Origin of the sequence: Leifsonia xyli subsp. xyli str. CTCB07, from assembly GCF_000007665.1 — a bacterium.
Lineage (GTDB): Bacteria > Actinomycetota > Actinomycetes > Actinomycetales > Microbacteriaceae > Leifsonia > Leifsonia xyli_C.
In genome coordinates this window covers 1,663,147-1,689,577 of the sequence record NC_006087.1, presented here as the reverse complement: position 1 = coordinate 1,689,577, position 26,431 = coordinate 1,663,147, and the positions used below count along the sequence as shown (strand labels likewise).

The 26,431-nt window shown below is 68.2% G+C and carries 23 protein-coding genes and 3 pseudogenes; 20 read left to right on the top strand and 6 right to left on the bottom strand.

All coding sequences use genetic code 11. The annotated features are described in order from the left end of the window. A complete protein-coding gene (dapC, locus tag LXX_RS08045; protein ID WP_011186401.1) occupies nt 1-1,119 on the top strand; it encodes a succinyldiaminopimelate transaminase in 1,119 nt (372 codons plus the stop codon). A 190-nt stretch (nt 1,120-1,309) separates the two neighbouring features. After that, the gene (locus LXX_RS08040) at nt 1,310-2,587 is read left to right on the top strand and encodes a citrate synthase (protein ID WP_011186400.1); all 1,278 of its coding nucleotides are present in this window, start codon (nt 1,310-1,312) and stop codon (nt 2,585-2,587) included. Between the two features lie 51 nt (nt 2,588-2,638). Here LXX_RS08040 and LXX_RS08035 read toward each other — a convergent pair whose 3' ends face one another. Together LXX_RS08035 and LXX_RS16245 are read right to left on the bottom strand one after the other, a co-directional pair. Further along, nucleotides 2,639-4,702 carry a penicillin acylase family protein gene (locus tag LXX_RS08035; protein ID WP_256030683.1) on the bottom strand — a complete coding sequence of 688 codons (2,064 nt, stop codon included), beginning with the start codon at nt 4,700-4,702 and terminating at the stop codon, nt 2,639-2,641. Nucleotides 4,703-4,796: 94 nt separating this feature from the next. Beyond that, a pseudogene (locus LXX_RS16245) lies at nt 4,797-4,958 on the bottom strand (penicillin acylase family protein); the annotation flags it as partial. Nucleotides 4,959-5,522: 564 nt separating this feature from the next. Between LXX_RS16245 and LXX_RS08030 the strand changes: the two are divergent. Beyond that, on the top strand, nt 5,523-6,710 hold the full coding sequence (locus tag LXX_RS08030) for an aldo/keto reductase (RefSeq protein WP_223227619.1): 1,188 nt from the start codon (nt 5,523-5,525) through the stop codon (nt 6,708-6,710). A gap of 3 nt (nt 6,711-6,713) precedes the next feature. Here LXX_RS08030 and LXX_RS08025 read toward each other — a convergent pair whose 3' ends face one another. Further along, the gene (locus LXX_RS08025) at nt 6,714-7,298 is read right to left on the bottom strand and encodes a TetR/AcrR family transcriptional regulator (RefSeq protein WP_011186398.1); all 585 of its coding nucleotides are present in this window, start codon (nt 7,296-7,298) and stop codon (nt 6,714-6,716) included. A 185-nt stretch (nt 7,299-7,483) separates the two neighbouring features. Between LXX_RS08025 and LXX_RS08020 the strand changes: the two genes are divergently transcribed. Then, nucleotides 7,484-8,833, top strand: a complete 1,350-nt coding sequence (locus LXX_RS08020) for a M16 family metallopeptidase (protein ID WP_041767627.1) — start codon at nt 7,484-7,486, stop codon at nt 8,831-8,833. 33 nt (nt 8,834-8,866) lie between these two features. Then, on the top strand, nt 8,867-9,469 hold the full coding sequence (locus LXX_RS08015; RefSeq protein WP_041767626.1) for a histidine phosphatase family protein: 603 nt from the start codon (nt 8,867-8,869) through the stop codon (nt 9,467-9,469). 6 nt (nt 9,470-9,475) lie between these two features. Here LXX_RS08015 and LXX_RS08010 read toward each other — a convergent pair whose 3' ends face one another. Then, nucleotides 9,476-9,970 carry a GNAT family N-acetyltransferase gene (locus LXX_RS08010; protein ID WP_041767625.1) on the bottom strand — a complete coding sequence of 165 codons (495 nt, stop codon included), beginning with the start codon at nt 9,968-9,970 and terminating at the stop codon, nt 9,476-9,478. A 43-nt stretch (nt 9,971-10,013) separates the two neighbouring features. Between LXX_RS08010 and dapB the strand changes: the two genes are divergently transcribed. After that, entirely contained in the window at nt 10,014-10,793 is a 780-nt protein-coding gene (gene dapB, locus LXX_RS08005; protein WP_041767624.1) for a 4-hydroxy-tetrahydrodipicolinate reductase, read from the top strand. A 36-nt stretch (nt 10,794-10,829) separates the two neighbouring features. Then, the gene (locus tag LXX_RS08000; protein WP_011186394.1) at nt 10,830-11,261 is read left to right on the top strand and encodes a hypothetical protein; all 432 of its coding nucleotides are present in this window, start codon (nt 10,830-10,832) and stop codon (nt 11,259-11,261) included. A gap of 13 nt (nt 11,262-11,274) precedes the next feature. Here LXX_RS08000 and LXX_RS07995 read toward each other — a convergent pair whose 3' ends face one another. Both LXX_RS07995 and LXX_RS07990 read right to left on the bottom strand, forming a co-directional pair. Next, nucleotides 11,275-12,165 (bottom strand): TIGR01777 family oxidoreductase, encoded by an 891-nt coding sequence (locus LXX_RS07995; RefSeq protein WP_011186393.1) that lies wholly within the window; start codon nt 12,163-12,165, stop codon nt 11,275-11,277. 30 nt (nt 12,166-12,195) lie between these two features. Beyond that, nucleotides 12,196-12,621 (bottom strand): OsmC family protein, encoded by a 426-nt coding sequence (locus LXX_RS07990; RefSeq protein WP_011186392.1) that lies wholly within the window; start codon nt 12,619-12,621, stop codon nt 12,196-12,198. A gap of 215 nt (nt 12,622-12,836) precedes the next feature. Between LXX_RS07990 and dapA the strand changes: the two are divergent. From dapA to miaA, 13 genes and pseudogenes are all read left to right on the top strand, one after another. Further along, nucleotides 12,837-13,818: pseudogene (gene dapA / locus LXX_RS07985) on the top strand (4-hydroxy-tetrahydrodipicolinate synthase). A gap of 68 nt (nt 13,819-13,886) precedes the next feature. Further along, entirely contained in the window at nt 13,887-15,563 is a 1,677-nt protein-coding gene (locus LXX_RS07980; RefSeq protein WP_011186391.1) for a ribonuclease J, read from the top strand. A 308-nt stretch (nt 15,564-15,871) separates the two neighbouring features. After that, the gene (locus LXX_RS07975) at nt 15,872-18,661 is read left to right on the top strand and encodes an FtsK/SpoIIIE family DNA translocase (RefSeq protein ID WP_011186390.1); all 2,790 of its coding nucleotides are present in this window, start codon (nt 15,872-15,874) and stop codon (nt 18,659-18,661) included. Nucleotides 18,662-18,668: 7 nt separating this feature from the next. After that, nucleotides 18,669-19,286, top strand: a complete 618-nt coding sequence (pgsA, locus tag LXX_RS07970) for a CDP-diacylglycerol--glycerol-3-phosphate 3-phosphatidyltransferase (RefSeq protein WP_041767623.1) — start codon at nt 18,669-18,671, stop codon at nt 19,284-19,286. Further along, on the top strand, nt 19,273-19,797 hold the full coding sequence (locus LXX_RS07965; protein WP_041767622.1) for a CinA family protein: 525 nt from the start codon (nt 19,273-19,275) through the stop codon (nt 19,795-19,797). The genes pgsA and LXX_RS07965 overlap by 14 nt, the downstream gene beginning before the upstream one ends. 147 nt (nt 19,798-19,944) lie before the next feature. Further along, nucleotides 19,945-20,256: a helix-turn-helix domain-containing protein gene (locus LXX_RS07960; protein ID WP_011186387.1), complete on the top strand. Its 312-nt coding sequence runs from the start codon at nt 19,945-19,947 to the stop codon at nt 20,254-20,256. Nucleotides 20,257-20,324: 68 nt separating this feature from the next. Next, nucleotides 20,325-20,549, top strand: a complete 225-nt coding sequence (locus LXX_RS07955; RefSeq protein WP_041767621.1) for a DUF3046 domain-containing protein — start codon at nt 20,325-20,327, stop codon at nt 20,547-20,549. Between the two features lie 168 nt (nt 20,550-20,717). Then, the gene (gene recA / locus LXX_RS07950; RefSeq protein ID WP_041767620.1) at nt 20,718-21,791 is read left to right on the top strand and encodes a recombinase RecA; all 1,074 of its coding nucleotides are present in this window, start codon (nt 20,718-20,720) and stop codon (nt 21,789-21,791) included. A 193-nt stretch (nt 21,792-21,984) separates the two neighbouring features. Beyond that, a complete protein-coding gene (locus LXX_RS15660; protein WP_223227618.1) occupies nt 21,985-22,431 on the top strand; it encodes a hypothetical protein in 447 nt (148 codons plus the stop codon). A gap of 159 nt (nt 22,432-22,590) precedes the next feature. Then, a pseudogene (locus LXX_RS07940) lies at nt 22,591-23,589 on the top strand (IS481-like element ISLxx4 family transposase). A 17-nt stretch (nt 23,590-23,606) separates the two neighbouring features. Next, on the top strand, nt 23,607-23,768 hold the full coding sequence (locus LXX_RS13655) for a RecX family transcriptional regulator (protein WP_081423127.1): 162 nt from the start codon (nt 23,607-23,609) through the stop codon (nt 23,766-23,768). Nucleotides 23,769-23,896: 128 nt separating this feature from the next. Then, on the top strand, nt 23,897-25,504 hold the full coding sequence (gene miaB, locus LXX_RS07935; RefSeq protein WP_011186382.1) for a tRNA (N6-isopentenyl adenosine(37)-C2)-methylthiotransferase MiaB: 1,608 nt from the start codon (nt 23,897-23,899) through the stop codon (nt 25,502-25,504). Beyond that, complete coding sequence (miaA, locus tag LXX_RS07930) at nt 25,501-26,430, top strand: tRNA (adenosine(37)-N6)-dimethylallyltransferase MiaA (protein WP_041768378.1); 930 nt, start codon at nt 25,501-25,503, stop codon at nt 26,428-26,430. The genes miaB and miaA overlap by 4 nt, the downstream gene beginning before the upstream one ends. Nucleotide 26,431: the final 1 nt, after the last annotated feature.

Sequence of the window (26,431 nt, the reverse complement as noted above, 5' to 3'; positions counted from 1 at the left end):
GTGGCGCTGCACGAGCTTCCGGACTATCCCTGGGACCTCATGGCACCGTACGCCGCCCGAGCGCGCGAACACGCAGACGGTCTCGTCGACCTCTCCATCGGCTCCCCGGTGGACGCCACGCCCGCGCTGATCCGCGATGCGCTCGCTGCGGCGACCGATGCGCACGCCTATCCGCAGACGGCCGGGACACTGGCCCTCCGCGAGGCTATCGTCGCCTGGTTCGAGCGCCGCCGCGCCGTCCCCGGGCTCAGCGCCGAGAACGTCCTGCCGACCATCGGCTCGAAGGAACTCGTCGCCTTGCTGCCGTTCTTCCTCGGGCTCGGCCACGGGGATGCCGTGGTACACCCGCGCGCGGCCTACCCTACCTACGCGATCGGCGCCGCGATCGCCGGAGCCGCCGCTGTGGCGAGCGACGACCCGGCCGAGTGGCCGGAGAGTACCCGGCTCGTCTGGCTCAACAGCCCCGGAAACCCCGACGGGCACGTCCTGTCCGTGGACCAGCTGCGTGCTGCCGTCGTGCGCGCCCGGGAGCTCGGCGCGTATCTGGCGAGCGACGAGTGCTACGCCGAGCTGGGCTGGGAGCCGCCGTGGGATGCGCAGCGTGTCCCGAGCGTCCTGGACCCGCGGGTGACCGGCGAGGACCGCCGCGGCGTCCTCGCCGTCTACTCGCTCAGCAAGCAGTCGAATCTCGCCGGCTACCGAGCCGCGTTCGTGGCGGGCTGTCCCGCCCTGGTCGCTCGCCTCACCACCGTGCGGAAGCACGCCGGTCTCATGCTGCCCGCTCCGTTGCAAGCCGCGATGGTGGCCGCTCTGGGCGACGACGAGCATGTGGCCGCACAGCGCGCCCGCTACGCCGCCCGTCGCGCGCAGCTGAAGCCCGCGCTGGAGGCGGCCGGTTTCCGCGTCGATCGCAGCGAGGGCGGCCTGTACCTCTGGGCCACCGAGGGCCGCGACGCCTGGGAGACCATCGGCCGGCTCGCCGGCCTCGGCGTCCTGGGCGGACCGGGGCACTTCTACGGCGACCACTACCCGCAGCATGTGCGTCTCTCGCTCACCGCGACAGACGAGCGGATCGCGGACGCAGCCGCACGGCTGCGGGCCTTTGGATACTCCCTCTAAAAGCACGGCTGTCCCTTTGGGCGAGTCAACAGTTGTCTCGCGGGTTGGCTAGGCTGTAACAGCACGATCATTGTGCAGCGCGCTGCCCCCATCGGCGCACGAAATCCAGCAACTTTCACCAGGAGGCGTTGTGACCGGACTCGGCACCGAGAAAGCCCCGGCGGAGCAGAGCGGCCCCGCCCGCGAGGGGATGCCGACCGCGTCCCTGACCTACCCGGGCGGTGTGGCCGAGTTCCCGATGCTGCCGAGCAGTCAGGGACCCGGCAGCATCGACCTCTCCAGCTTCACCCGCCAGACCGGGCTGACCAGTCTGGACTACGGCTTTGTCAACACCGCCGCCACTCGCTCCTCGATCACTTACATCGACGGCGACGCCGGGATTCTGCGCTACCGCGGTTACCCGATCGAGCAGCTGGCCGGGAACTCCACCTTCCTCGAGGTGGCTTGGTTGCTCATCCACGGTGAGCTGCCCAGTGCCTCGGAGCTCGCGGACTTCGACGCGCGCATCCGTCGTCACACGCTCCTCCACGAGGATCTGCGCCGCTTCTTCAGCGCGCTCCCGCACGACGCGCACCCGATGTCGGTGCTCTCCAGCGCGGTCTCCGCGCTGTCGACCTTCTACCAGGACTCGCTGAGCGTCCACGACCCGGAGCAGGTGGAGCTCTCCACCGTCCGCCTCCTGGCGAAATTGCCGGTCATCGCGGCCTACGCCCACAAGAAGAGCATTGGTCAGGCGTTCCTCTACCCGGACAATTCGCTGAGCTTCGTGGACAACTTCCTCCGCCTCAACTTCGGTACGCTGGCCGAGCCGTACGAGGTGGACCCGGTGCTCTCCCGTGCGCTGGAGCGTCTGCTCATCCTGCACGAGGACCACGAGCAGAACGCCTCCACGTCGACGGTCCGCCTCGTCGGCTCGACCCAGGCCAATCTGTTCGCCTCGGTCTCCGCCGGCATCAACGCCCTCTACGGTCCGCTTCACGGCGGCGCCAATGAGGCTGTGCTGCAGATGCTCGCCGGCATCCGCGACTCGGGCGAGGGCGTTCAGAAGTTCGTCGAGCGTGTCAAGAACAAGGAGTCCGGCGTCAAGCTCATGGGCTTCGGCCACCGCGTCTACAAGAACTTCGACCCCCGGGCCAGGCTCGTCAAGCAGTCCGCGGACGAGGTTCTCTCCGCTCTGGGCGTCCACGACCCGCTTCTCGACATCGCCAAGGAGCTCGAGGAAGTCGCTCTCGCCGACCAGTATTTCATAGACCGCAAGCTCTACCCGAATGTGGACTTCTACACCGGCGTCATCTACAAGGCGATGGGCTTCCCGACTCGGATGTTCACGGTGCTCTTCGCCATCGGCCGCCTCCCCGGCTGGATCGCCCACTGGCGTGAGATGATGCTCGACCCGGGCACCAAGATCGGCCGCCCCCAGCAGCTTTACGTGGGTTCCCCCGAACGCAGCTGGCCGTCCTCCCGCTGACGAACTCCCCGTCGCCATCCTCTCGCGTGAGGGGAGAGGGCGCGGGGCCGGTCAGGGCGTGAGGCGGAGGGTCTGCGTGGCGGCATCGCGGGACGCGGCCGGAGTGAACGGCCAGGGCCGGGTCTGGCCGCGAGCCCACAGAGCGGCCTGATCGGCGTAGTGCGGGTCGAAAGCGTGGCCGGACGCTCCGGTGAGGTTGACCCAGGTGCTCCGATCGAAGTCCGCGAGGTCGATCACCATCCGCATGGACGGGACGTGGCTCACTTCGTAGCCGGCGGATGCATCCCAGCCGGTCGCGTTCACAATGCTGGAGCCGCCGCCGACACGGTACGGCCCGCGGTTGAACAGCCACTTGACCGGGGCGATCCCGGACGTCCCGAAGCTCGCGTTCGTGAGCTCCAGGGTGTGCAGGCTGCCCCAGCGCCACGAGGACGGATCGCCGCCGAGCCGCTGGGTCGCCTCCTTCCAAGCGGCGTTCGCCACGTGTTCGATCATGTTGTCGCGACCGGCGACGCCGAGCGTACTGTCCGTCCACCACTCCGAGCCGGGCTCTGCGATCAGCGTCTGCACCACTTGGAACCAGCGGTCCCCGCCCTCCGGCGGTGTGGAGCCGGGAAGCTTCCTGCCGAAGGCGTCCGCGAGCAGGTTCTTCCAGAAGACGGCGAAATAGGCGGCTGCCGCGCTGTCGGCGTCGTCGCCGTAGTCCCACCCGGTCAGCAGCCGGGCAGCGTTCGCCACCCCCGAGGCCGGATCCGCTCGGTTCCCGATCGCGATGATGAGCGGGGCCAGGGTCGCGGCGTTCGCATCGTAGGTGTCCGCCTGGATCGCCGTCATCTCCGCCGTCGTCACCTTCTTCTCTGCGGAGAGCAGCCTCTCCAGGCGCACGTTGATCTGGTTGGCGCGGTAACCGGCATCCCAGTCTTGCGTGATCAGCTGCGGGAACTCGGGACCCACCGCCGCATTGTTCGCGGTGACGATGTACCCGCGCGGCGGATTGAGCACGCTCGGCAGCTCATCGTACGGGATGCTGCCCACCCACCCGTACCGGCTCGTCCAGCCGGGAACCGGCATCGTGCCGTCTTCGCTCGCACGGATGGGAACGGCGCCGGGAGCCTGATAGCCGATGTTGCCGTCCGCATCGGCGTAGAGCAGGTTCTGCGACGGCACCTGGAACGAGGCCGCTGCGGCCCGGAAGCTCGGCCAGTCGCGGGCGGTGTCGAAGGCAAAGATGGCGCTCGGAGTTGGCCCCGGCGTCAGCGCTGTCCACTGTAGCGACAGCTGGTACTCCGAGCGGATCGTGAGCGGAATCTGGGCGCCATCGTACTCGTACGTGTTCGTGTTGCTGTCGACTCTCTCCACGTACAGATCGGCGACATCCGGCCCGAGGTTCGTGAACCCCCACGCGATCCGCTCGTTGTGCCCGATGACGACGCCCGGGAAGCCGGAGAACCCGAACCCGGAGACAGCGAACGGGAACTCTGCCGTGACCCTCGCGCACCGCAAGCCGATCTGATACCAGACCGACGGCATCGAGGCGCCGAGGTGCGGGTCGTTCGCGAGCAGCGGTTTGCCGGTCGCCGTGTGGTCTTCGGACACCACCCACGAGTTCGAGCTGATGTCCGTGCCCGCGGGCCCCATCGGCTTCGGCAGCGCCGCAAGGCTCGTCGCCACCTGCTGCAGCCCGTCGCGGTAGTCCGCGACGGGCACCGTCGCCAGCGTGCCCGCCTGTCCGTCCGTCGCCGACCGGGTTCTCCCGTCGGCCCTGTTCCTGTCGGTCTCGTTCCCACCGGCGCCGCCCGCTCTCACCGTGCCCGGAGCGCCTCCGGCCCCGGGCTCCGCCGCCCCGCTGCCCAGCTCCGTGATCGTGGGATGCGCGGCGTAGTCGTACCCCGGGTGCAGTTCGGCGACCTGCTGGGCCGTCAGCGTCGTCGAGAGCAGCGCCCGGTCGATTTCGTCTTCGAGGTTGGAGCGGAGGTCCCACGCCATCGCTTTCAGCCAGGCGACCGAGTCGGCCGGTGTCCACTTCGCGGGGGAGTATCCGGGGTTTTGCAGACCGAGCACCGCGTACTCCAGGGAGATCTCCGCCCCCCGGTGCCCGGCGAGGTATGCGTTCACTTCGTCGGCGTAGTCCTGGTAGTAAGTAGCGCAGGGCCGTCTCGTCGAGCAACTCCACCTCCTGCTCCGCGATGTTTCGCCAGCTCAGTGTGCGGATGAACCTGTCGGTGGGCACCTGGCTGGCCCCGAAGAGCTCCGAGAGACGGCCCGCGGTGACATGCCGCCGGGAGTCCATCTCCCAGAAGCGGTCCTGGGCGTGTACGTACCCCTGTGCCCGGAACAGGTCGTTGGCGGTCTGCGCGGTGATCTGCGGCACCCCCGCCGAGTCTCTGGTCACGGTCACCGGTTTCGTCAGGCCGGGGAGCGTCAGCGTGCCGGAGGTCTGCGGGAATGACCGGGTGACCGTCCACACCCCGATCCCGCCCGCGATCACGACGATCACGAGGAGCGCGGCGAGCGCGATCCCTATGATCCGGAGCGCCCGGTGGCGCTGTCTCGGTCGGGGAGTGTCGTAGGCCACGGTGGTTCCTCACGCTTGGTGCTGGTTGCGTTCCTCGGACTGTAGCGCACGGCGGCGACGCACTCGCGGCCGAAGCCGGAATTGGTGGACAATGCGTTATGTTTCAGCGTCTGTGGAGGAGGGCCCGCGTGTCAGCGGGCAGCGATCGCCGAGAGGGAGCGCCGCTCACGCCCTCTGCCCGGTCATCGGCTGTCTCCGGAGCGGCCGTGATGAAATCGTGACCGAAGACTCCCCTTTCTCCTCTCGATTTCGGCCCTGGCGTGTCGGACCCTTGGCCTACGCTGGAAGCACCGTTTCAGAGCAGTCGCTTTTGAGTCGGTTCGGTACTGCACCGGGTCGGCCGGGAAAGGGGGGGAGAGCATGCCACAGCTGCTTCCCCTGCGTCTGCTCGAGACCGTCGGCATCCGTCTGCCCTCCGCACAGGCCGTTGCAGCGGCGGCGGAAAGCCCGGCTGTCGGGAGCGACGCGGCGACAGCGCGGGCCGTGGCGAACCCACGGCCCGCCGTTCCCGTGTCCTCCGTCCACGAGCCGACCACCGCTTCCCCCTCGCCCGCCGGCGAGCCCTCCGCCGCCATCGGCGGTCCGACCGACATCGACCCCGGTTTGGAGTCCACCCGCCCGCTCTCGATCATCGCGCCCCGGCGCATCGGCGAGTCCGACCTCGCGGTCCACCCGCTCTCCCTCGGCGCCAGCGTCTTCGGCTGGACGGCCGACGGCGATACCTCCCTCGCCATCCTCGATCGGTTCGCCGCGGCCGGCGGCGATTTCATCGACACGGCCGACAGCTACGTCGGCGGTCGCAGCGAAGTGCTGATCGGCCATTGGATGCGCAAGCGCGGCAACCGCGACGACCTCGTCGTCGCCACCAAAGTCGGCCGCCACCACGAGAACCTCGGCCTCGGCCCGGTCAGTATCGTCCGCGCCGTCGAGTCCTCGCTGGAGCGTCTACAGACCGATCGCATCGACCTGCTCTACTTCCACGACGATGACCCCGACATCCCCCTGGAGGACAGCCTCGCAACGGCCGAGTGGCTGATCGAGACCGGGAAGGTCCGTTATCTCGCCGCCTCGAACTTCAGCGCCGATCGGCTGATCGAGGCGCGCATCCTGGTCTCCTCCGGTCTCCCGAAGTTCGTGGCGATCCAGACCCAGTACAACCTCATGCACCGTGCCGAATTCGAGAGTGCGCTGCGCATCGTCGCCGCGGCGCAGGGCCTCGCGGTCATGCCCCGCCACGCTCTCGCCAACGGTTTCCTGACGGGTAAGTATCGCTCGAAGGGCGATCTGACCGCCGGCGCCCGGAGCGTGCGCGCGTCGGCGTACGTCAACCGCCGGGGGCTGCGCGTCCTGGCTGTGCTCGACCGCATCGCCGCCGAGCAGGGCGTCGCTCCGGCGAGCATCGCCATCGCCTGGCTGCTCGTCAAGCGCACGATCGTCGCCCCGGTCGCGAGCGCCAGCCGTCCGGAGCAGGTCGACGCCCTGCTCGCCGCCGCCGGTGTCCGCCTCTCGCGCACTCAGATGCGGGAGCTGGACCGCGTCTCGGATTAGATCTCAGGCCTCCGGGAGAATCCGTTCCAGCGTCCGGTGCAGGGCGGCGCCCGCGGCGATCGGGTCACCGACGTAGCCACCCGCCATCGCCCCGTCACACGCCAGGATCAGATCGTCGGCGGCGTCTCCGGGGTGTGCGTGCCCGATCTCGCGGAACAGCTCTTCGATCCGCTTCGCGTACCAGTCTCGGTGGGCGGTCACGGCGATGCGCACCGGATGGCTTTTGTCGGCGAACTGCGCGGCCGCGTTGATGAAGGGGTCGCCGCGGAACTCCGGGCGGATCGCCTCTGCGGTGATCGAGTCGACGAGGGCCCAGGCGATGTCGCGCGGGTTGGACCGCTCCCGCTCGTGCCGGGCGAACCACTCTCGTCCTTGGCGATCGCGTCCTTCGACGTACGCGATGATGAGGAGGTCCTTCGACCGGAAGTGCTTGTAGAACGTCGCCTTCGTCACTTTCGCGCCGGCGATGATGCGGTCCACTCCGACGGTGTGGATGCCTTCCTGATAGAAAAGCTCATCCGCTGTTGCGAGGATTTTGACCTTCGACGGCGCGGGAGGCCGGATGGTCGCTCGGGCGCTTACGATCATCCGGTACGACTCCTTCTGCTGGGAGGTTGTGACCTCCGTGTGGTATGAGAGCCACCGGGACCGGCTTCGAGGGTGGATCGCCGGTCCGGGTGATTAGAAACCAGTATATAGATAGACAGAATATTCTGTTTGTCCTCAATTTGTTCACTCCGTGTTTTGGGAGCCTCTGGCGTAGGGTTGAGGCGATGAACAGCGCAGTTGACCTCTCGTTCGGTTCGGCCGATCTCACCTTCGCCTCTTCCGGCGACGCGCTGGTCCGACGGACGATTCTGCCGAGCGGCGTCCGCATCCTCAGCGAGCAGGTTCCCGGGGCCAGGAGTGCGACGCTCGGCTATTGGGTCGCGGTCGGCTCGCGCGACGAGCAAGAGCATGTCCCCGGCAGTCTCGGCTCCACGCACTTCCTCGAGCATCTGCTGTTCAAGGGCACCAGATCGCGCTCGGCGCTCGACATCGCCGTCGCCTTCGACTCCGTCGGCGGCGAGCACAACGCGATGACCGCGAAGGAGTACACCTGCTACTACGCCAAGGTGCAGGACAGGGACCTCGACATGGCCGTCGAGGTCATCGGCGACATGCTCACCTCCTCGGCGCTCGATCCGGCGGAGTTCGAGAACGAGCGGGCGGTGATCCTGGAAGAGCTGTCGATGACCGAGGATGACCCAAGCGAGGTGGCCAACGAACGGCTGTTCTCCGCGGTTCTCGGCGATCATCCGCTCGGCCGGCCGATCGGCGGGCGCCCGGAGAGCATCAGGGCCGCCTCCCGCGACGCCGTCTGGAACCACTACCGCGCGAACTATCGCCCCCAGGATCTCGTCGTCACCGCCGCGGGCGCGGTCGATCACGATCAGCTCGTCGCCGGCGTCCAGCGCGCGCTCGACGCCGCGGGCTGGGACCTCGCCGCAGCGGCGAGACCGGTCGCCCGCCGCGCCACCGTGCCGGCCGCCATCCAGCGGGCCGCCGCTGTGGTCACGGTCGAACGTCCCACCGAGCAGGTCAACCTGCTCGTCGGCGTCCCCGGCATCGTTGCGTCGGATGAGCGGCGAACCGCCATGAGCGTCCTCAGCTCCGTCCTCGGCGGCGGGACGTCCAGCCGCCTCTTCCAGGAGATCCGCGAGAAGCGCGGCCTCGCCTACGCTGTCTACTCCTTCTCCGCCTCTTACTCCGATGCCGGGGTTTTCGGGCTCTACGCGGGCTGCGCGCCGGCCAAGGCCCGGCAAGTTGCCGAGCTCGTTCTCGACGAGTTGCGCCGTCTCGCTGATGGCGGCGTCACGTCCGAGGAACTGAGCCGCACCGTCGGCCAGCTCTCCGGCGGCACCGCCCTCGCCCTGGAGGATTCCGACACCCGGATGTCGCGTCTCGGACGCGCCGAGATCAGCCTGGGCGAGTTCGCCGACCTGGACGAGAGCCTCCGCAGGCTGCGTCTCGTCACCGCCGGCGATGTGCGCGACCTCGCCTGCGACCTCGTTGGCCGGGAGTTCTCCGTCTCGGCTGTCGGGAATGTGACCGATGACACCTTCGCCGGACTCGTCTCCTGACTGCTGCCCGCATCTCTTTGAAAGGTTCCACCGGTGCTTCACTACCTCTACCTCGTGCGTCATGGTGAGCAGCAGGACGCCGAACACGGTCTGCCCGACGGTCCGCTCTCTCCGCGCGGAAAGCGTCAGGCGCAGCTCATCGCGGACCGGCTGAGCGGTGTGCCCTTCACGGGCATGTACCACTCGCCGCTCGCGCGCGCCGCCGAGACCGCCGCGATCATCGGTGAGCGGATGCCGGCCCTCGCCCCCGAGCCCTCCAGCCTGCTGTTCGACTGCATTCCCTCGGGACCGACCCCGGACATGCCGAAGGCGTTCGAATCGTTCTTCGGTTCGGTGACCGAAGCTGAGATCGAGGCCGGCAGCGCCCAGATGGAGGACGCGGTTCACGAGTTCCTCACACCGGCGCTGGGGGACAGGCACGATCTGCTGGTGACCCACAACTTCGTCATCGGCTGGTTCGTCCGCCATGTCTTCGATGCCCCGTCCTGGCGCTGGCTCGGCCTCAACCAGGCCAATTGCGGCCTCACGGTCATCCGCGTCCGCTCGGCGAAGCCCCCGGTCCTCGTCGTCCACAACGACCTCGGCCACCTCCCCGTCGAACTCCGCACCGGCCTTCCCGACCTCCAATCCGTCTGAGCGGGGTCAGGGGAGGGGTTTGCGGAGCCAGTCTGTTGCGTTGGGGTTGTCGTTGTAGGGGTGGATGCTCTGGTAGCCGTGTTGCCGGTAGAGGCCGCCGGCCGCTTCTAGCGCCGCGTTCGTGTCGAGCACGACCTCGGTCGCGCCGAAACCGCGCGCCCGGCGCTCCAGCTCGGCGAGGAGCGCGCGCCCGAGCCCACGCCTGCGGTGCGACGTCTTCACCCAGAGGTGCTTCACCTCGTAGCGGATGACAGCCCGGCCCTCCTCCCCGTCCGCGAGCGGGATGGAGAGCACCCGGACGCCGCCGCAGCCGGCCTCCCCGGCTTCGTCGGAGGCGAGTAAGAACACCCCGTTTGGCGCCACGAACTGCCCGGGGTCCGGGAACGTGGTCCGGTAGGCGCCCTGCTCCTGTGGGAAAGTGGCGGCGCGTTCGGCGAAGTAGCCGGTCAGCATTCGGCGAGCGGACGCGTCGGCGACGGAGACAGCGGCAAAGGACACCATCGGCTCAGCGTAATCGGCCGCGGGAGGCGGGTAAGCTGGAAGGGTGACTATTCGCGTGGCCGTCGCCGGTGCGACCGGAAAACTGGGCAGCGTGGCCGTGCGGCTGATCGAGGGGGCGCACGACCTGGAGCTCGTGGCGGCGCTCGATTCGCGCTCCCCGCTCGAGGACATGCTCGCGGCGCATGTCCTGGTGGACATGACCCTCCCCCAGGTGAGTCCTGGAATCGTCGCGTTCGCGATCGACAACGGCCTTAACGTCCTCGTCGGCACCTCCGGCTGGTCGGCGGACCGCATTCTGGACCTTGAGCGCCGGGTGGACCAGCGCCAGGGAACGGGAGCCGTCGTCATCCCCAACTTCTCCCTCGGCTCCGCGCTCGGCACCGTGTTCGCAACTGTCGCTGCCCGTTTCTTCGACTCGATCGAGATCGTCGAGGCACACGGAGCGGGCAAGGTGGACTCGCCCTCCGGCACCGCCGTCCGCACCGCGGAGCTCATCGGCGCCGCTCGCGCCCAGAGCGGACCGGTGAACGCGCCGCACACCGACCAGCGCGCCCGCGGCCAGCAGGTCGCGAGCGTCCCCGTTCACAGCCTCCGGATGAGCGGTGTGGTCGCCGAGCAGCAGGTGATCTTCGGCGGTCTCGGGGAGACTCTCACCATCCGCCACGACACCGTGAGCCCCGACGCCTACGAGGCCGGCATCCTGCTCGCCGTCCGCGCGGCCATGACGGCCACCGGTGTGACCGTCGGCCTCGACAAGCTGATCGATTTCGGCATTGCGGGTCCGGACGGAGAGCTGCCGCGCTCGACCGTCCGAGAAGACTAGGGCTCCGCTGTGCGCAACCGCATCGCTGCGCTCGTTATGGCGCTTCTCCTGCTGGTGTACCTGGCGCTCGTGGTCCAGCGAGCCATCCTGCTGCTCGTCAGCGGGAAGCCCATCGGTGTCGCGATGGGCGTCGCCCTGCTGGTGCTCCCGGTGATCGCGGCGTGGGCGATCGGCCGGGAGCTGCTGTTCGGCGCACGCACCGAGCAGCTCGTCAAGCTGATGGCCGCTGAGGGCGCCCTGCCCGTCGACGACCTGCCGCACCGCGCGAGCGGCCGGCCATTGCGGGATGCCGCCGATGCGGAGTTCCCGCAGTACAAGGCGGAGGTCGAGGCGCAGCCGGAGAGCTGGCGTGCCTGGTTCCGTCTCGGGCTCGCTTACGATGCGAGCGGCGACCGTCGCCGGGCCCGGGCGGCCCTGCGGGAGTCGATCGGACTCTGGCGGGCCGAGCGGAAGGCCGCGCGGATGTGAGGGGCAGTCTCCGTCATCTCGCCGCGACGAGTTCTTTCATGGCCTCGGCGACGGTCTCGTCCCGGAACGCGAAGCCGTCCGCCAGTAGCCGTTTGGGGACGACGCGCTGACTCGCGAGCAGCAACTCGCGTCCCGCTTCGCCCAGCGCGGCTTTCATGGCGAACTCCGGCAGTGGCAGCCGGTACGGGCGGCGGACGGCGGTGGCGAGCGCGCGGAGCATGGTGCCCGCGGTCGCCGGGGTCGGGCCGGCCAGATTGACCGGACCTGTCAGCTCGGAGGTGAGCAGATGGACCAGAGCGGCCGCCTCATCGCGCAGGCTCACCCACGCCCAGTTCTGCCCGCCGCCCGCGATCGGTCCGATGAGGCCGAGTCTCGCGAGCGGCAGCAGCGGGGCCATCGCGCCGCCTGGGCCGATCACGACGCCGGTTCGGGCGGTGACCACCCGCGTGCGCTCGGGAGCCAGCTGCGCTTGCTCCTCCCAGGCTTCGACGACATCGGAGAGGAACCCCGTGCCCTTCGCAGACTCTTCGGTCAGTGTCTTTCCCGGCTGGTCGCCGTACAGACCGACCGCCGAGCCGCTGACGAACACCGCCGGCGGGTTCGCTGCCTGGCGCATCGCGTCGGTCAGCGTCGCCGTCGCGTCCAGCCGGGAACTCCGGATGCGGCGTTTGTGCGCCGCTGTCCAGGGCAGCCGGTTCAGGGAGGCGCCGGAGAGGTTGACCACGGCGTCGGCGCGGTCCATCAGCGCCACGTCGATCATCCGTGTCTCCGGCGACCAGTGGAATTCGTCCGGTCCTTCCGGGTCGTGCCGAACGAGGCGCAGAACGTCGTGACCCGCGTCGACGAGCTGCCGGCGCAGTTCGCTGCCGATCAGTCCGGACCCTCCGGCGACGAGCACCCGCATTCCGGCTGTCCCTCCCCTCAGACCCGCGGCTCAGGCCAGGCTGGCGTCGAGCGTGATGGGGATGCCGACAAGAGCCCGGGAGACCGGGCAGCTGCTCTTGGCCTCCTCCGCGATGCTGTGGAAGTCCTCCTCGGAGATGCCGGGCACTGTCGCGACCACCGTGAGGTGGCTGCCGGTGATCCCCTCTGTGGGGTCGAATGTGACCGCAGCGGTGGTCTTCACGCTCTCGGGGCTCGCGCCGAACCCGGCGAGCGCGTGCGAGAACGCCATCGAGAAGCACGCCGCGTGGGCGGCGCCCAGCAGTTCCTCTGGCGTGGTCACTTCGGCGCCGCCCTGGGAGCGGGCCTTCCAGTGGATTGAGAGGGAGGTGGCGTTCGAGGAGTCGAGCGTGACAGTGCCCGATCCCTTCATGAGATCGCCGCTCCAAACGGTGGTGGATGCGTTGGTGACGGGCATGTGGCCTCCTATCCTGGCTGTGGGCGTTCGCGCACGGTCAGCGACCAGAATAGTGGCGGTGTTCGCCGGGTACGTCCCACGTTCGGGGGATTCCCGGTTTGGGTGATCGGGAGGGTGGCATCGCGCTCCTCCACAGGCCGGCGGGACAGGTGGGTTCTCCACCGATCCACCGGCGAGGCAGCGGCGTCCTCGTCCGACCCGATAGCCTGGACCGCATGGTTCCTCCCTCCGCTAATCCCTTCGGCCAGGTCCTCGTCGCCCTGGTCACGCCCCTCACCGCCGACGGTGAGGTCGACTGGGCCGGCGTGGAGAAGCACATCGACGACGTGATAACCGCTGGGGCGGACGGCATCGTGGTGACGGGGACGACCGGTGAGACCTCGACCCTGACCGACCCGGAGAAACTGCGTCTTGTCGAGGTCGGCAAGTCCGTCTCCTCCGGCCGAGCCAAGATCATCACCGGCGGCGGCTCCAACGAGACCGCGCACGCGATCCAGCTCTACCGCCAGAGCGAGAAGGCCGGAGCCGACGGTGTCATGGTCGTCACGCCGTACTACAACAAACCGACTCAGGCCGGCGTCCTGACCCACTTCCGCATGATCGCGGACTCGACGGACCTCCCGGTCATCCTGTACGACATCCCCGGGGCGCACCGGCATCCCGATCACGTACGAAACCATCCTGCGCATCGCCAAGCACCCCAATGTGCTCGCCATCAAGGACGCGAAGGGCGACTTCAGCGAGGTCAGCCGCGTGCTTAACCAGACCGACCTGATGTACTTCTCCGGCGACGACGCCAATGTGCTCCCGCAGCTCGCGATCGGCGCGACCGGTCTCATCGGCGTCACAGCGAACATCGCCGCGACGCCGTACCGCCAGATCGTGGACGCGATCAACACGGGCGACCTCGCCACGGCCACGGCTGCGCATCAGAAGCTCGAGCCCCTGGTCCGCGCCGTGATGACCCACGTCCCCGGCACCGTCGCAGCGAAGTACATCCTGCACGGCCTCGGCCGCATCGCCAGCCCTCGCGTACGCCTGCCGCTGGTGGGCCCGGAGGAATGGGAGGCCGCGCAGATCGAAGACGAGCTCGACCTCGTGAAAGACATCCCCGGCGTCGACTTCTCGAACTTCCGGCCCGACCGCAACGCAGCCGCAGGCGGAGCGCTGCCGAAGGTCGCCGGGACCACACGGTAGAAAAGTCGCTCGGAGCGGCACCGCAATCCCGGGCACACGTCCGGACACCTTTCGTATTGGAGGGGCAGATGCCCAATCTTATGACCGAACCTCCCGCTCTGGAGCCGGGAACGCTCAGGATCGTCCCCACGGGCGGCCTCGGCGAGATCGGCCGCAACATGACCGTCTTCGAGTATGAGGGCAAACTCCTCATCGTCGACTGCGGCGTTCTGTTCCCCGAGCCGGATCAGCCCGGCGTCGACCTCATCCTGCCGGACTTCGCGCCGGTCCGTGACCGGCTGGACGACGTGCTCGGCATCGTGCTGACGCACGGCCACGAAGACCACATCGGAGCGGTGCCCTACCTGCTGAAGCTCCGGGCGGACATCCCGCTCATCGGCTCCGGCCTCACCCTCGCGCTGGTGGAGGCCAAGCTCAAGGAACACCGCATCAAGCCCTACACGCTCACCGTGGCCGAGGGTCAGCACGAGCAGCTGGGGCCGTTCGACCTCGAGTTCGTCGCGGTCAACCACTCCATCCCGGATGCGCTCGCTGTGGCGATCACCACCCCGGCCGGCACCGTGCTGCACACGGGCGACTTCAAGATGGATCAGCTGCCGCTGGACGACCGCATCACCGACCTGCGCGCCTTCGCGCGCCTGGGCGAGCGCGGCGTCGACCTCTTCCTGGTCGACTCGACCAACGCCGATGTTCCGGGGTTCACTCCGCTGGAGCGCTCGATCGGTCCGGTGCTCGACGCCGTCATCGTGCGCGCTCCACGCCGGGTGATCGTCGCGAGCTTCTCGAGCCATGTCCACCGGGTGCAGCAGGTCCTGAACGCCGCCGCGGCGAACGGCCGCCGCGTTGCCCTGCTGGGCCGCTCGATGGTCCGCAACATGACCATCGCCGCCGAACTCGGCTACCTCCAGGTGCCGGAGGGCGTGCTGATCGACTACAAGAAGGCCGCAGACCTGCCGGACGACAAGATCGTCTACATGTCCACCGGCTCCCAAGGCGAACCGATGGCCGTTCTCGCCCGGATGGCGAACCTCGAACACCAGATCGAGGTGGGGCGGGGCGACACCGTCGTCCTCGCCTCCAGCCTCATCCCCGGCAACGAGAACGCGGTCTACCGCGTCATCGACGGGCTCACGAAGCTAGGCGCCAATGTCGTTCACAAAGGCAACGCCAAAGTGCATGTCTCCGGCCACGCGGCCGCGGGTGAGCTGCTCTACTGCTACAACATCCTGAAGCCCAAGAACGTCATGCCCGTACACGGCGAGTATCGCCACCTGGTCGCGAACGCCCGGCTCGCGATGGACACCGGCGTCCCGGAGGAGAGAACCATCCTCGCGGAGGACGGTTCGGTGGTCGACCTGCGCGACGGCGTCGCCCGCGTGGTGGGCCAGCTCGACCTCGGCTTCGTCTACGTGGATGGCTCGAGCGTCGGCGAGATCACCGATGCCGACCTCAAGGACCGGCGCATCCTCGGCGAGGAGGGTTTCATCTCGATCATCGTGGTCGTGGAGGCCGGCAGCGGAAGGATCGTCACCGGCCCTGAGATCCACGCCCGGGGCTTCGCGGAGGACGACACCGTCTTCGACAGCGTCAAACCGAAGGTCGCGGCGGCGCTCGCCGAAGCGGCGCACAACGGAGTCCGTGACTCCCACGCCCTGTCGCAGATCGTCCGGCGCACCGTCGGTCGCTGGGTCAACACCAGCTACCGCCGCCGGCCGATGATCGTGCCCCTCGTGATCGAGGCGTGAAAACACACATGGAGCGCACCTCAGTGCGCTCCAGACATCGCCGGGTTGCGCCGTGGACGGTCGAGGCGGTGAACGGGAGTCGCTGCGGGCGAGGTCTCTGCCAGCGTTCCCGAGGACCCGGTGGCTCCCGGTCCCATCGCGGCGGGAGGCGGCCCGGCGATATCGGCTGCCGCCTAAGACGTACACGATGCCGCAGCCTCGCGATCCTCCACGCTGTCCGCTTCTCCACAGCAGATCGCCTGTCGTGGATTTTCCCCGATCCAGGCGCGGGAACTCCGCGAAGACGGGGGTGCGAGTAGCGTTGCATCATGGCTACGAGCACCAAATCGACATCGCGATCCCGGAACTCCGGGCGCGATGGCTCGAGCGCGCGCAAGCCGGACGCGAAGGCCGCTGCTCAGAAGACGGTCGCCTACCCGGCCGCAGCGGACGTGTCGAGCCCCCTGGCTCGCGCCTGGATGGGGATGGCGCATCTCACCGGCGCCGCGTTCCGCGCTCTCGGCCCCGAGAAGCTGGCCAAGGAAGAGCGCCGTGACGGCTTCCCCTTCTTCCTCGTGCTGCTGGCGGTGGCCGGCGCCGTCGTCGAGTGGTTCCTCATCAACGACCAGGTCGCGCGCGTGCTCGACGCATGGACGTTCGGCGGGCTTGTCGGCCGGGTCGCGTTCGCGCTCCCCGTGGTCATGGTGCTCTTCGCGTTCTGGTTGTTTCGCCATCCCGCGTCTGTTCACGACAACACCCGCATCGGGATCGGCCTCAGTCTGCTGCTGCTGATGGTGTCCGGGCTGTGCCACTTGTTCAGCCCCCATCCGTCCCCCAGCCAGGGGATGCCGGCGCTCGCGCAGGCCGGTGGCGTTCTGGGCTGGCTCATCGCCGCACCGATGTCCGTGCTGCTCATGCCCTATGGTGCGGCAGCGGTGATCGTCCTGCTGCTCGTCCTGAGCCTTTTCATCATCACGAAGACCCCGCCGAATAAGCTGCCCGCACGGATCCGCGAGCTCTACTCGTACCTTTTCGGTGCGCAACTGGCGACCGAAGAGGAGCGCCAGGAAGCCAAAGAGCAGAAGACCCGGCAGGTCGAGCTCGACGGCATGGACGGCGACGAAGACACTTCCCTGGAGACCAACCTCCCCTGGTGGCGGCGCAACAAGTCCAAGCGCGAAGAGGACCCCGACTACGAGCAGCCGGCCGATCTGGCCGAGGTTTTCGGCGAGCCGATGCGCGGCAAGGGCGAGTTCGCCACAGCACTCGAGCCCGACCCTGCGAGCGACCACTACAACACCGAGGTGCTGAGCGAGCTGACGAACGCGGAGGATGCGATCGCGCGCTTCACCGGCGAGGAGCCGCCGACCGCAGCGGTCGGTGCCGAGGGGATGGGCGCGGCGGCCGGCAGCGCGCCCGTGGTGCTCCCGGGATTCCAGGCCGGAGCCGACGGCTACGATGAGTCGGCCGCTCTCGCTGCGGACACGGGACCGGCCGCGCCCTACAGCCTGCCGGCGGCGTCCATGCTCTCCGCGGGGACGCCCGCCAAAGTCCGTTCCACCGCGAACGAGGAGATCGTCGCGGCGATCACCGAGGTGCTCACGCAGTTCGGAGTGGACGCCAAGGTGACCGGCTACTCGCGCGGTCCGACCGTCACGCAGTATGAGATCGAGCTGGGTCCGGGGGTGAAGGTCGAGCGGGTCACTGCGCTCAGCAAGAACCTCTCTTACGCCGTCGCGAGCAACGAGGTTCGCATCCTCTCACCCATCCCGGGCAAAAGCGCGATCGGTGTCGAGATCCCGAACAGCGATCGGGAGATCGTCTCCCTCGGCGACGTGCTCCGCTCGCCCGCGGCGACGAAGAGCGCGCACCCCATGACGATCGGGGTCGGCAAGGATGTCGGCGGCGGTTTTGTCGTCGCGAACCTGGCCAAGATGCCGCACCTGCTCGTGGCCGGTTCGACCGGCTCCGGCAAGTCCAGCTTCGTGAACTCGATGATCACGAGTCTGCTGATGCGCGCCAAGCCCTCCGATGTCCGCATGGTGCTGATCGACCCGAAGCGCGTCGAACTGACGATCTACGGCGGTGTGCCCCACCTCATCACGCCCATCATCACGAACCCCAAGAAAGCGGCCGAAGCGCTGCAATGGGTCGTCAAAGAGATGGACATGCGCTACGACGACCTGGCCAGTTTCGGTTTCCGCCACATCGACGACTTCAACAAAGCGGTCGTGAACAACGAGATCGTGCTGCCCGAGGGCAGCGAGCGGAAGCTCAAACCCTACCCCTACCTGCTCGTGGTCGTAGACGAGCTCGCGGACCTGATGATGGTCGCTCCGCGCGACGTCGAGGACTCGATCGTCCGCATCACTCAGCTGGCGCGGGCGTCCGGCATCCATCTGGTGCTCGCGACGCAGCGGCCCTCCGTGGACGTCGTGACCGGCCTGATCAAAGCCAATGTCCCCTCCCGGCTCGCTTTCGCTGTGACGAGCGTCACCGACTCGCGCGTCATCCTGGATCAGCCCGGTGCCGACAAGCTGATTGGCCAGGGCGATGGGCTGTTCCTGCCGATGGGGGCCTCCAAAGCGCTCCGGGTGCAGGGCGCCTGGGTCAACGAGGACGAGATTCAGAAGGTGGTCACCCATGTCACCCGTCAGGCTCGCCCGGAGTACCGCCAGGATGTGATCGCTGGGGCCGAGAAGAAACAGATCGACGCGGACATCGGCGACGATCTCGAACTGCTGCTCGCGGCGGCGGAGCTGGTGGTGTCGTCGCAGTTCGGCTCGACCTCCATGCTCCAGCGGAAGCTGCGGGTCGGCTTCGCCAAGGCCGGCCGTCTCATGGATCTCCTGGAGTCCCGCGAGATCGTCGGCCCGTCGGAGGGGTCGAAGGCGCGCGATGTGCTCGTCACCCCCGAACAGCTGCCGCAGGTCCTCGCGCGATTGCGCGGCGAGGAGCCGCTGGGTCCGGCCGACGGCGGCGGCACGCCCGTCCCCGCCTTAGCGGACGAGGGCGAGGATCGATACGATTCCGATCCGGTCGCGGCCATGACCGAAGGCCACCCTGAAGTACACGGCGACTCCGGCGAGGACGCCTGGCAGCTGACTGGCAGAGGGTGAGAACGCGATGTCGGCTCCCAACACGCCATCGGCCGCAGCGGGGGGCACGAGACGAGTGAGCAATTGGAACCTGCCCAATGTCCTCACGATCGTCCGCATCCTGCTCGCGCCCCTTTTCGTGTGGATGCTGCTCGCGGACGCCGGTCGCGACGGCCCCCTCCGCTGGGCCGCTGCCGCTCTGTTTGTGATCGCGATCGCGACGGATGGCGTCGACGGAGCGATCGCGCGCCGCAACAACCTGGTCACCGATCTCGGAAAACTGCTCGACCCGATCGCGGACAAAGTGCTCACCGGTGGCGCACTCATCGCGCTGTCTGTCCTGGGGGAGCTGCCGTGGTGGGTCGCCATCGTGATCCTCCTTCGGGAGATCGGCATCACGGTCTACCGGTTCGTCGTGATCCGGCAGGGGGTGATCGCTGCCTCGCGCGGCGGCAAGATCAAGACCATCGTGCAGTCCGTCGCGATCTCATCCGCCCTCTTCCCGCTCTGGACCGTGTTCGGGGAGGGGATGTTCTGGGTCAACGGCATCCTGATGACCGCTGCGGTCGTCCTGACCGTCGTCACGGGATTCGATTATCTCTGGCAGGCCTATCGCGGGCGGGCGGAGAAGCGTGCCGCAGCCTGATGACGTTCCCGAGCGGACGGCGGAGGTGGTCCGCACCCTCGTCGAACGCGGGCTGACGGTCGCAGCGGCGGAATCGCTGACCGGTGGGGGACTGATGTTCGAGCTCACCCGGGTGCCCGGCGCGTCCACGGCTGTGCTCGGAGGCGTCGTCGTGTACGCGACCGCGCTGAAGCACACACTCCTCGGCGTCGACGCTGAGCTCCTCGCGGCCGAAGGCCCGGTGCATCCTGACGTGGCCCGGCAGCTCGCGGCCGGGGTCCGCGAGCGTCTCGCCGTCGAGGGCCGGCCCGCCGACCTCGGTGTCGCAACGACCGGAGTGGCCGGTCCGGACCCGCAGGGCGGCCGCGCGGTGGGAACGGTGTTCGTCGGCGTCTCGAGCGTCCGGGGTACGCGCGCGGTGGAGCTGACGCTCGACGGAGATCGCGCCGGGGTCCGCGCGCAGACGGTCTCCTGTGTCATCGAGGAACTCGCTGCGGAACTTGGCTTTCAGCCCGGTGGCCCCCCTGTCTGACGGTGGGAATATCCACTGTTTCGGTCTCATTACACTCCTGTGCGTTCACAACAAAAGCCCAGTCGTCGCCGATATCGTGAGTGTCGCGGATGCGGTATCGTGAGCATCCATCGATTCGCCGGCAGAGTATGAAGAAGGAGGCTCCGAATGATTCTTGTACGTCAGGAAATCGGCGACGTGCTCAGGGACTTCCGCCTGCAGAAGGGCCGCACTCTTCGCCAGGTCGCCAGCAAGGCGAGTGTCGCCCTCGGCTATCTTAGCGAGGTCGAGCGCGGCCAGAAAGAAGCCTCGAGCGAGATCCTCGCTTCTGTCGCCGACGCGCTCGAAACTCCGGTCTCGGTCATCATGCGCGAGGTCGGGGACCGCATCGCTATCCTTGAGGGCCTCGAGCCGGTCATCCCCGACACAGTCCCGGACGAGTTCGTCTCCGCTCTGGACGCGAACCTCGTCGTACGCTGATCGCGACAGCAGACGCGAACGCCCCGCCGAGTGCGGGGCGTTCCTCTGTGTTGACGGAGAATGGACGCATGAAGCTCAGCGAGTTCCAGCGCGCCGTGGCGGACGAGTTCGGCTCGACCTACGGTGAGGCCCTGCTGACCGATCTCGTGCTCGGCGAATTGGGCGGATGCACGGCCGGCGAGGCGATCGCGGCGGGTGCCGCGCCCCGCGACGTGTGGCTGGCCCTGTGCCGCGAGACGGGCGTCCCTCCGTCGCACTGGCACGGCGCGGGGAAGCCGGCGCCGAAGCGTTGAACGCGACACGCCGGAGGGGATATCTCGAAGATATGTTCGGAACTGATTAGAATCCCTCACAGGCGGCTATCGAAAACGAGTTGTCCACAGAATGAGCGTCCGCGCTTCGCGTGTCGGATGTCCCCCGTACCGTCGAACTCGTCAGCGAAGTCCAAAGGAGAACCGCACATGCCATCACCCGCAGACCGCGAGAAGGCGCTCGTGACCGCGCTCGCACAGATCGACCGTCAGTTCGGAAAAGGCTCGGTCATGCGACTGGGCAGCGACGAGCGCGCTCCTGTCGAGGTCGTCCCGACCGGGTCGATCGCCCTGGATGTCGCGCTTGGCATCGGCGGTCTTCCGCGTGGCCGCATCGTCGAGATCTATGGCCCGGAATCGTCGGGTAAGACCACCCTGACCCTGCACGCGATCGCCAACGCGCAGCGCGCGGGCGGCATCGCTGCCTTCATCGACGCGGAGCACGCGCTCGACCCGGACTACGCCCGCAAGCTCGGCGTCGACATCGACGCACTGCTGGTCTCCCAGCCAGACACCGGTGAGCAGGCGCTGGAGATCGCGGACATGCTGGTGCGTTCCGGCTCGATCGACTTGATCGTCATCGACTCCGTCGCCGCGCTCGTCCCCCGTGCCGAGATCGAGGGCGAGATGGGCGACGCGCACGTCGGTCTGCAGGCCCGTCTCATGTCGCAGGCGCTCCGTAAGCTCACCGGTGCGCTCAGCCAGACGAACACCACGATGATCTTCATCAACCAGCTCCGCGAGAAAGTGGGAGTGTTCTTCGGCAGCCCGGAGACCACAGCCGGTGGAAAGGCGCTCAAGTTCTACGCCTCGGTCCGTCTCGACATCCGCCGCATCGAGACGCTCAAAGACGGCACCGACGCGGTCGGAAACCGCACCCGCGTTAAGGTCGTCAAGAACAAGATGGCACCGCCCTTCAAACAGGCGGAATTCGACATCCTGTACGGTGTCGGCATCTCCCATGAGGGCAGCCTTCTCGATTTCGGTGTGGAGCACGCGCTCGTCAAGAAGTCCGGTGCCTGGTACACTTACGAGGGCGACCAGCTGGGCCAGGGCAAAGAGAACTCGCGCAACTTTCTCATCGCCAACCCGGACATCGCCGCGGAGATCGAGAACAAAATCAAGATCAAGCTCGGCATCGTGGCCGATCCGAACGCCGACGCCGAACCGACCGCTGCGGCCGGCTCTCTGGAGGAGAAGCTGCCGGCCCGCAAGGGCGCCTGAGCCGTCGGGTGACCGAGACGAGGAGGTCATCATGGTCGTGAGATTTCCATCGCAGTCCGACCAGGGCGAGCCGGAGCCGGGCGCTGAACGCCTCGCCGCAGTGACCCCGTTGCACAGGAGGCCGGGGTCACCGCGGAAGAGGCCACCCTCGCCGGCGTCGGAATCGTCGAGTCTTGCCCCCGATGAGCCTGACGTGACGCGACCTGGCGGGCAAGACGGGAACCTCGCTGTGCGGCGCACCGTTCGCCCGGTGGCCGAGTTGCCTCGGGCGCAGGGCGTTTCGGCGCAGGGCGGCGCGCTGTGGAACGACACCTGGGCGCCGGAGCCGCCCGTGGCGGCTCCGGCTCGTGAGGACGGCTCCGGCGAGGAGAGAGAACGGCTCGGCCGCAGGGCGACGGGATTCACGATCCGGCAGCTGGCCCGGCGGGGGATGTCGCGGTGGGAACTGGAACAGCTGCTCACCATGCGCGAGATCCCGTCCGAGGTCTACGGTCCGGAACTGGACCGGCTTGAGGCGATGGGGGCGATCGACGACGCACGCTCGCAGCGACGCTCGCCTTCGCGCAGCACAGCCGGAAAGGGCTCGGGAAGTCGGCCATCGAGCAGGACCTCAAGCGGCGGCGCATCGACCCGGAGCTGATCGAGCTGGCCCTCGGCGACATCGCCGACGAGGACGCGCTAGGTGTGATGTCCAGGGGGGTTGTTTCGGCGATACGGTCGTGAGGAGTTGAGGGGCGAGGGCCTCCGGTTGTGAAGTGGAGCTGTTCAGTTCAACCGCTTCACGATCCAGGAGGCCTTCGTGTCCCACGTTAACGCTGCTCTCACACCGCGCGCTCGTCTGCGCCTTGCCAGGCTCATCGTCGAGGACCATTGGCTGGTCTCCGTCGCAGCGAAGATGTTTATGGTCTCGCCCGTTACCGCGCGGAAATGGGCGGCGAGGTTCCGCGCCGAAGGCACGGGAGGGATGACCGACCGGTCTAGCCGCCCACGATCGATGCCAACGCGGACGCCGTTGCCCGTGCTCAAGCGGATCGTGCGGGCGAGGTGGCGACGACGCCTGGGGCCGGTGCAGATCGCCGGCGAGCTTGGCCTTCCCGCCTCGACCGTCCACGCCGTCCTGGTGTGCTGCCGCATCAACCGGCTCTGCACCATTGATCGGGTCACGGGCGAGCCGATCCGTCGCTACGAGCACGACCACCCTGGATCGCTGATCCATGTCGACGTGACGAAGTTCGGCAACATCCCCGACGGCGGCGGCTGACGATTCGTCGGCCGCGTCCAGGGCGAACGCAACCGGGAAGCGACCGCCACCCGCACGAAGAGCAGGAACCACCGCTACGAGCCACGGTTGGGCACCGTGTTCGTCTACACGATCATCGACGACCACTCCCGCGTCGCCTACGCCGAGATCTGCTCCGACGAGAAGGCGGACACCGCGATCGGTGTCCTGCGGCGTGCTGTCGCCTGGTTCGCCGACCGGGATGTCAGCGTCGAACTCGTCCTCTCGGACAACGGCTCCGCCTACAAGTCCTACGCCTGGCGAGACGCCTGCACAGAGCTCGGGATCAGGGCGAAGAAGACCCGACCATACCGACCACAGACCAACGGGAAGATCGAACGCTTCCACCGCACACTCGCCGACGGCTGGGCCTACGCCCGGTTCTATGGTTCAGAGGCCGAACGACGAGAAGCACTCCCCGGCTGGCCCCACTTCTACAATCATCACCAGCACCACTCCGCCATCAGAGCCCCACCCATTAGCAGAATCGACAACAACCTCCCTGGACATCACACCTAGAGCGCGCCACCGAACTCGTGGTGAAGCGCATCGGGCAGCTGTCCTCCTACGACGACGAGACGGTGCGACGGCGCCTGCACGGATTCCTCGCGCGGAAGGGGTACGACTCCGGGACGGTACGGCAGGCGATGGATGCGGCATTCGCGAGCCGTAAGCATCGTGGGGTGCGATTCCAGTAGCCGGGTGTGGCCGTGAGCGCGAGTGTGACGGTGGTGGCCGTTGCCGGTTGCCATTCCTGTGCGCGCCCGGGCGGGGGAGCTGCGTTCGTTCGGAGCTGGGCGGCGGCGAACGTAGACTTGTGGGCATCATGAGCATCATCGATCACCACAGCGTCGTCCCTCGGTCTGAGGCCGCGGTCGGGGAAGACGGCCGAGCGCGCACCTACGAGGTGCGCACGTTCGGCTGCCAGATGAACGTTCACGATTCCGAGCGGCTCAGCGGGTCGCTGGAGGCGGCGGGTTATGTCCCCGCGAACGGGGAAGAAGCCGACATCGTCGTCATCAACACCTGTGCCGTGCGCGAGAATGCGGACAACAAGCTGTACGGGAACCTGGGGCACCTCGCCAGTGTGAAGCGACGGCACGCGGGTATGCAGATCGCGGTCGGCGGCTGCCTCGCTCAGAAAGACAAGAACGTCATCCTGGAGAAGGCTCCCTGGGTGGATGTGGTGTTCGGCACGCACAACATGGGTGCGCTGCCCCGTCTGCTCGAACGCGCCCGGCACAACGACGCCGCTGAGATCGAGATCCTGGAAGCGCTGGAGACTTTTCCCTCCACGCTGCCCACGAAACGGGACTCGTCCTTCTCGGGCTGGGTGTCCATCTCGGTCGGTTGCAACAACACCTGCACGTTCTGCATCGTGCCCGCGCTGCGCGGCAAGGAGAAAGACCGGCGCCCGGGTGACATCCTCGCGGAGGTCCAAGCTCTCGTGGACGAGGGGGCGGTCGAGGTCACACTGCTTGGGCAGAACGTCAACTCGTACGGAGTGGAGTTCGGCGACCGGCAGGCGTTCAGCAAGCTGCTCCGGGCCGCCGGGCAGATTGAGGGCCTGGAACGAATCCGGTTCACGAGCCCGCATCCGGCGGCGTTCACGGAGGACGTGATCGACGCGATGGCGGAGACGCCGAATGTGATGCCTCAGCTGCACATGCCGTTGCAGTCCGGGTCGGACCGCATTCTCCGTTCGATGCGGCGCTCGTACCGGTCGGAGAAGTTTCTCGGCATTCTGGACCGCGTGCGCGCGAAGCTGCCCGGTGCCGCGATCAGCACCGACATCATCGTGGGCTTCCCCGGCGAGACCGAGGAGGACTTTCTGGACACGCTGCGCGTCGTGGAGGCGGCCCGGTTCGCGTCTGCCTTCACGTTCCAGTATTCGATCCGTCCGGGCACACCCGCGGCCACTATGGCCGGTCAGGTGCCCAAGGAGGTAGTGCAGGAGCGCTACGATCGCCTGATCGCCCTCCAGGAGCGCATCTCCCTGGAAGAGAACGAGAAGCTCATCGGGCGCGACGTCGAACTGCTCGTCGCTACTGGCGAGGGGCGCAAGGACGCCGACACGAGGCGTCTCTCCGGGCGCGCCCGCGACAGCCGGCTCGTCCACTTCGAGCTCCCCGCTGGCTCCGAGGTCCCGCGACCGGGGGATGTGGCCCTGGTCCGCGTCACGCAGGCTGCGCCGCACTACCTCATCGCCGATGCGGCGGGCGGGCCCTTGCGGGTCCGTCGCACGCGAGCCGGTGACGCGTGGGATCGGGCCGAGGCCGAGTCCTGCGCGGCCCCGAGCCTCAGTGGCGGCAGGGCCGCGGCGGCGGTGGGCCGGGTCTCGCTCGGGCTGCCCACGCTGCGCACACGGGAGCCGCTTACCTCGCCCGGAGTCGGGACGATGCCGCTCTACGACCCCACGGACGGGCAGCGCTGAGCGCCGAAGACGGCCCTCCGCCGCTCGTCGCGATCGTCGGCCCCACAGGCACCGGCAAGACGGAGCTGTCGCTGAACCTTGCCGAGGCCCTCCGCGCCTGGGGCCGCGCCGCCGAGATCATCAATGCCGATGCGATGCAGTTGTACCGCGGGATGGACATCGGCACGGCCAAACTGCCCCCGGGGGAGTGGCGCGGTCTCCCGCACCACCTGTTCGATGTGCTCGACGTCACCGATGAGGCCGCGGTCGCGCGCTACCAGCCGGAAGCGCGACGGGTCGTGCAGGAGATCCGGGAGCGCGGATCGACGCCGATCCTGGTCGGCGGTTCGGGGCTGTACGTCTCGAGCGTGGTGTTCGATTTCCGCTTCCCGGGCACCGACACGGCGCTTCGGGCGCGGCTGGAGGCCGAACTGGCGGCGCAGGGCCCCGGGACGCTGTTCCAGCGTCTTCTGGCCCGGGACCCGGAAGCGGCGAAGCGCATCGGCTCGAGCAACGGGCGGCGGATCGTGCGCGCGCTGGAGGTCGCCGAGCTCACGGGCGCAGCGGTGAGCGGCGCCCTGCCGGAGGAGCCGAAGCCCTGGGTCCCGGTGCGCGTCCTGGGGCTCGCCGCACCGCGGGAGGAACTCGTGCAGCGTCTCGACGCCCGCGTCGAGCGGATGTGGGCGGAGGGCCTGCTCGCCGAGGTCGAGGGACTGATCCCGCTCGGCATCGAGCGCAGCGTCACCGCACGGCGGGCCATCGGCTACGCTCAGGCGCTGGCCGAGCTGACGGGCGAGCTGACGCGCTCCCAGGCCCAGGCGCAGACGCAGCGGCTGACGCGCCGCTACGCGCGGCGGCAGCTGAGTTGGTTCAAGCGCTACCCGGGCATCCACTGGCTGGATTACGATGACCCGCAGCTGGTCGCCGCGGCGCTCGCTAGGCTGTGAG

What these genes read in the sequence shown, in the direction of transcription:
- LXX_RS07995 (WP_011186393.1), bottom strand. Translation starts at nt 12,165, where the DNA reads ATGCGGGTGCTCGTCGCCGGAGGGTCCGGACTGATCGGCAGCGAACTG.
- LXX_RS08020 (WP_041767627.1), top strand. Translation starts at nt 7,484, where the DNA reads ATGAACAGCGCAGTTGACCTCTCGTTCGGTTCGGCCGATCTCACCTTC.
- LXX_RS08010 (WP_041767625.1), bottom strand. Translation starts at nt 9,970, where the DNA reads ATGGTGTCCTTTGCCGCTGTCTCCGTCGCCGACGCGTCCGCTCGCCGA.
- LXX_RS07960 (WP_011186387.1), top strand. Translation starts at nt 19,945, where the DNA reads ATGATTCTTGTACGTCAGGAAATCGGCGACGTGCTCAGGGACTTCCGC.
- miaB (WP_011186382.1), top strand. Translation starts at nt 23,897, where the DNA reads ATGAGCATCATCGATCACCACAGCGTCGTCCCTCGGTCTGAGGCCGCG.
- pgsA (WP_041767623.1), top strand. Translation starts at nt 18,669, where the DNA reads ATGTCGGCTCCCAACACGCCATCGGCCGCAGCGGGGGGCACGAGACGA.
- LXX_RS07990 (WP_011186392.1), bottom strand. Translation starts at nt 12,621, where the DNA reads ATGCCCGTCACCAACGCATCCACCACCGTTTGGAGCGGCGATCTCATG.
- LXX_RS07955 (WP_041767621.1), top strand. Translation starts at nt 20,325, where the DNA reads ATGAAGCTCAGCGAGTTCCAGCGCGCCGTGGCGGACGAGTTCGGCTCG.
- LXX_RS07980 (WP_011186391.1), top strand. Translation starts at nt 13,887, where the DNA reads ATGCCCAATCTTATGACCGAACCTCCCGCTCTGGAGCCGGGAACGCTC.
- LXX_RS08000 (WP_011186394.1), top strand. Translation starts at nt 10,830, where the DNA reads ATGGCGCTTCTCCTGCTGGTGTACCTGGCGCTCGTGGTCCAGCGAGCC.
- recA (WP_041767620.1), top strand. Translation starts at nt 20,718, where the DNA reads ATGCCATCACCCGCAGACCGCGAGAAGGCGCTCGTGACCGCGCTCGCA.
- LXX_RS08025 (WP_011186398.1), bottom strand. Translation starts at nt 7,298, where the DNA reads ATGATCGTAAGCGCCCGAGCGACCATCCGGCCTCCCGCGCCGTCGAAG.
- LXX_RS08030 (WP_223227619.1), top strand. Translation starts at nt 5,523, where the DNA reads ATGCCACAGCTGCTTCCCCTGCGTCTGCTCGAGACCGTCGGCATCCGT.
- LXX_RS07975 (WP_011186390.1), top strand. Translation starts at nt 15,872, where the DNA reads ATGGCTACGAGCACCAAATCGACATCGCGATCCCGGAACTCCGGGCGC.
- LXX_RS08040 (WP_011186400.1), top strand. Translation starts at nt 1,310, where the DNA reads ATGCCGACCGCGTCCCTGACCTACCCGGGCGGTGTGGCCGAGTTCCCG.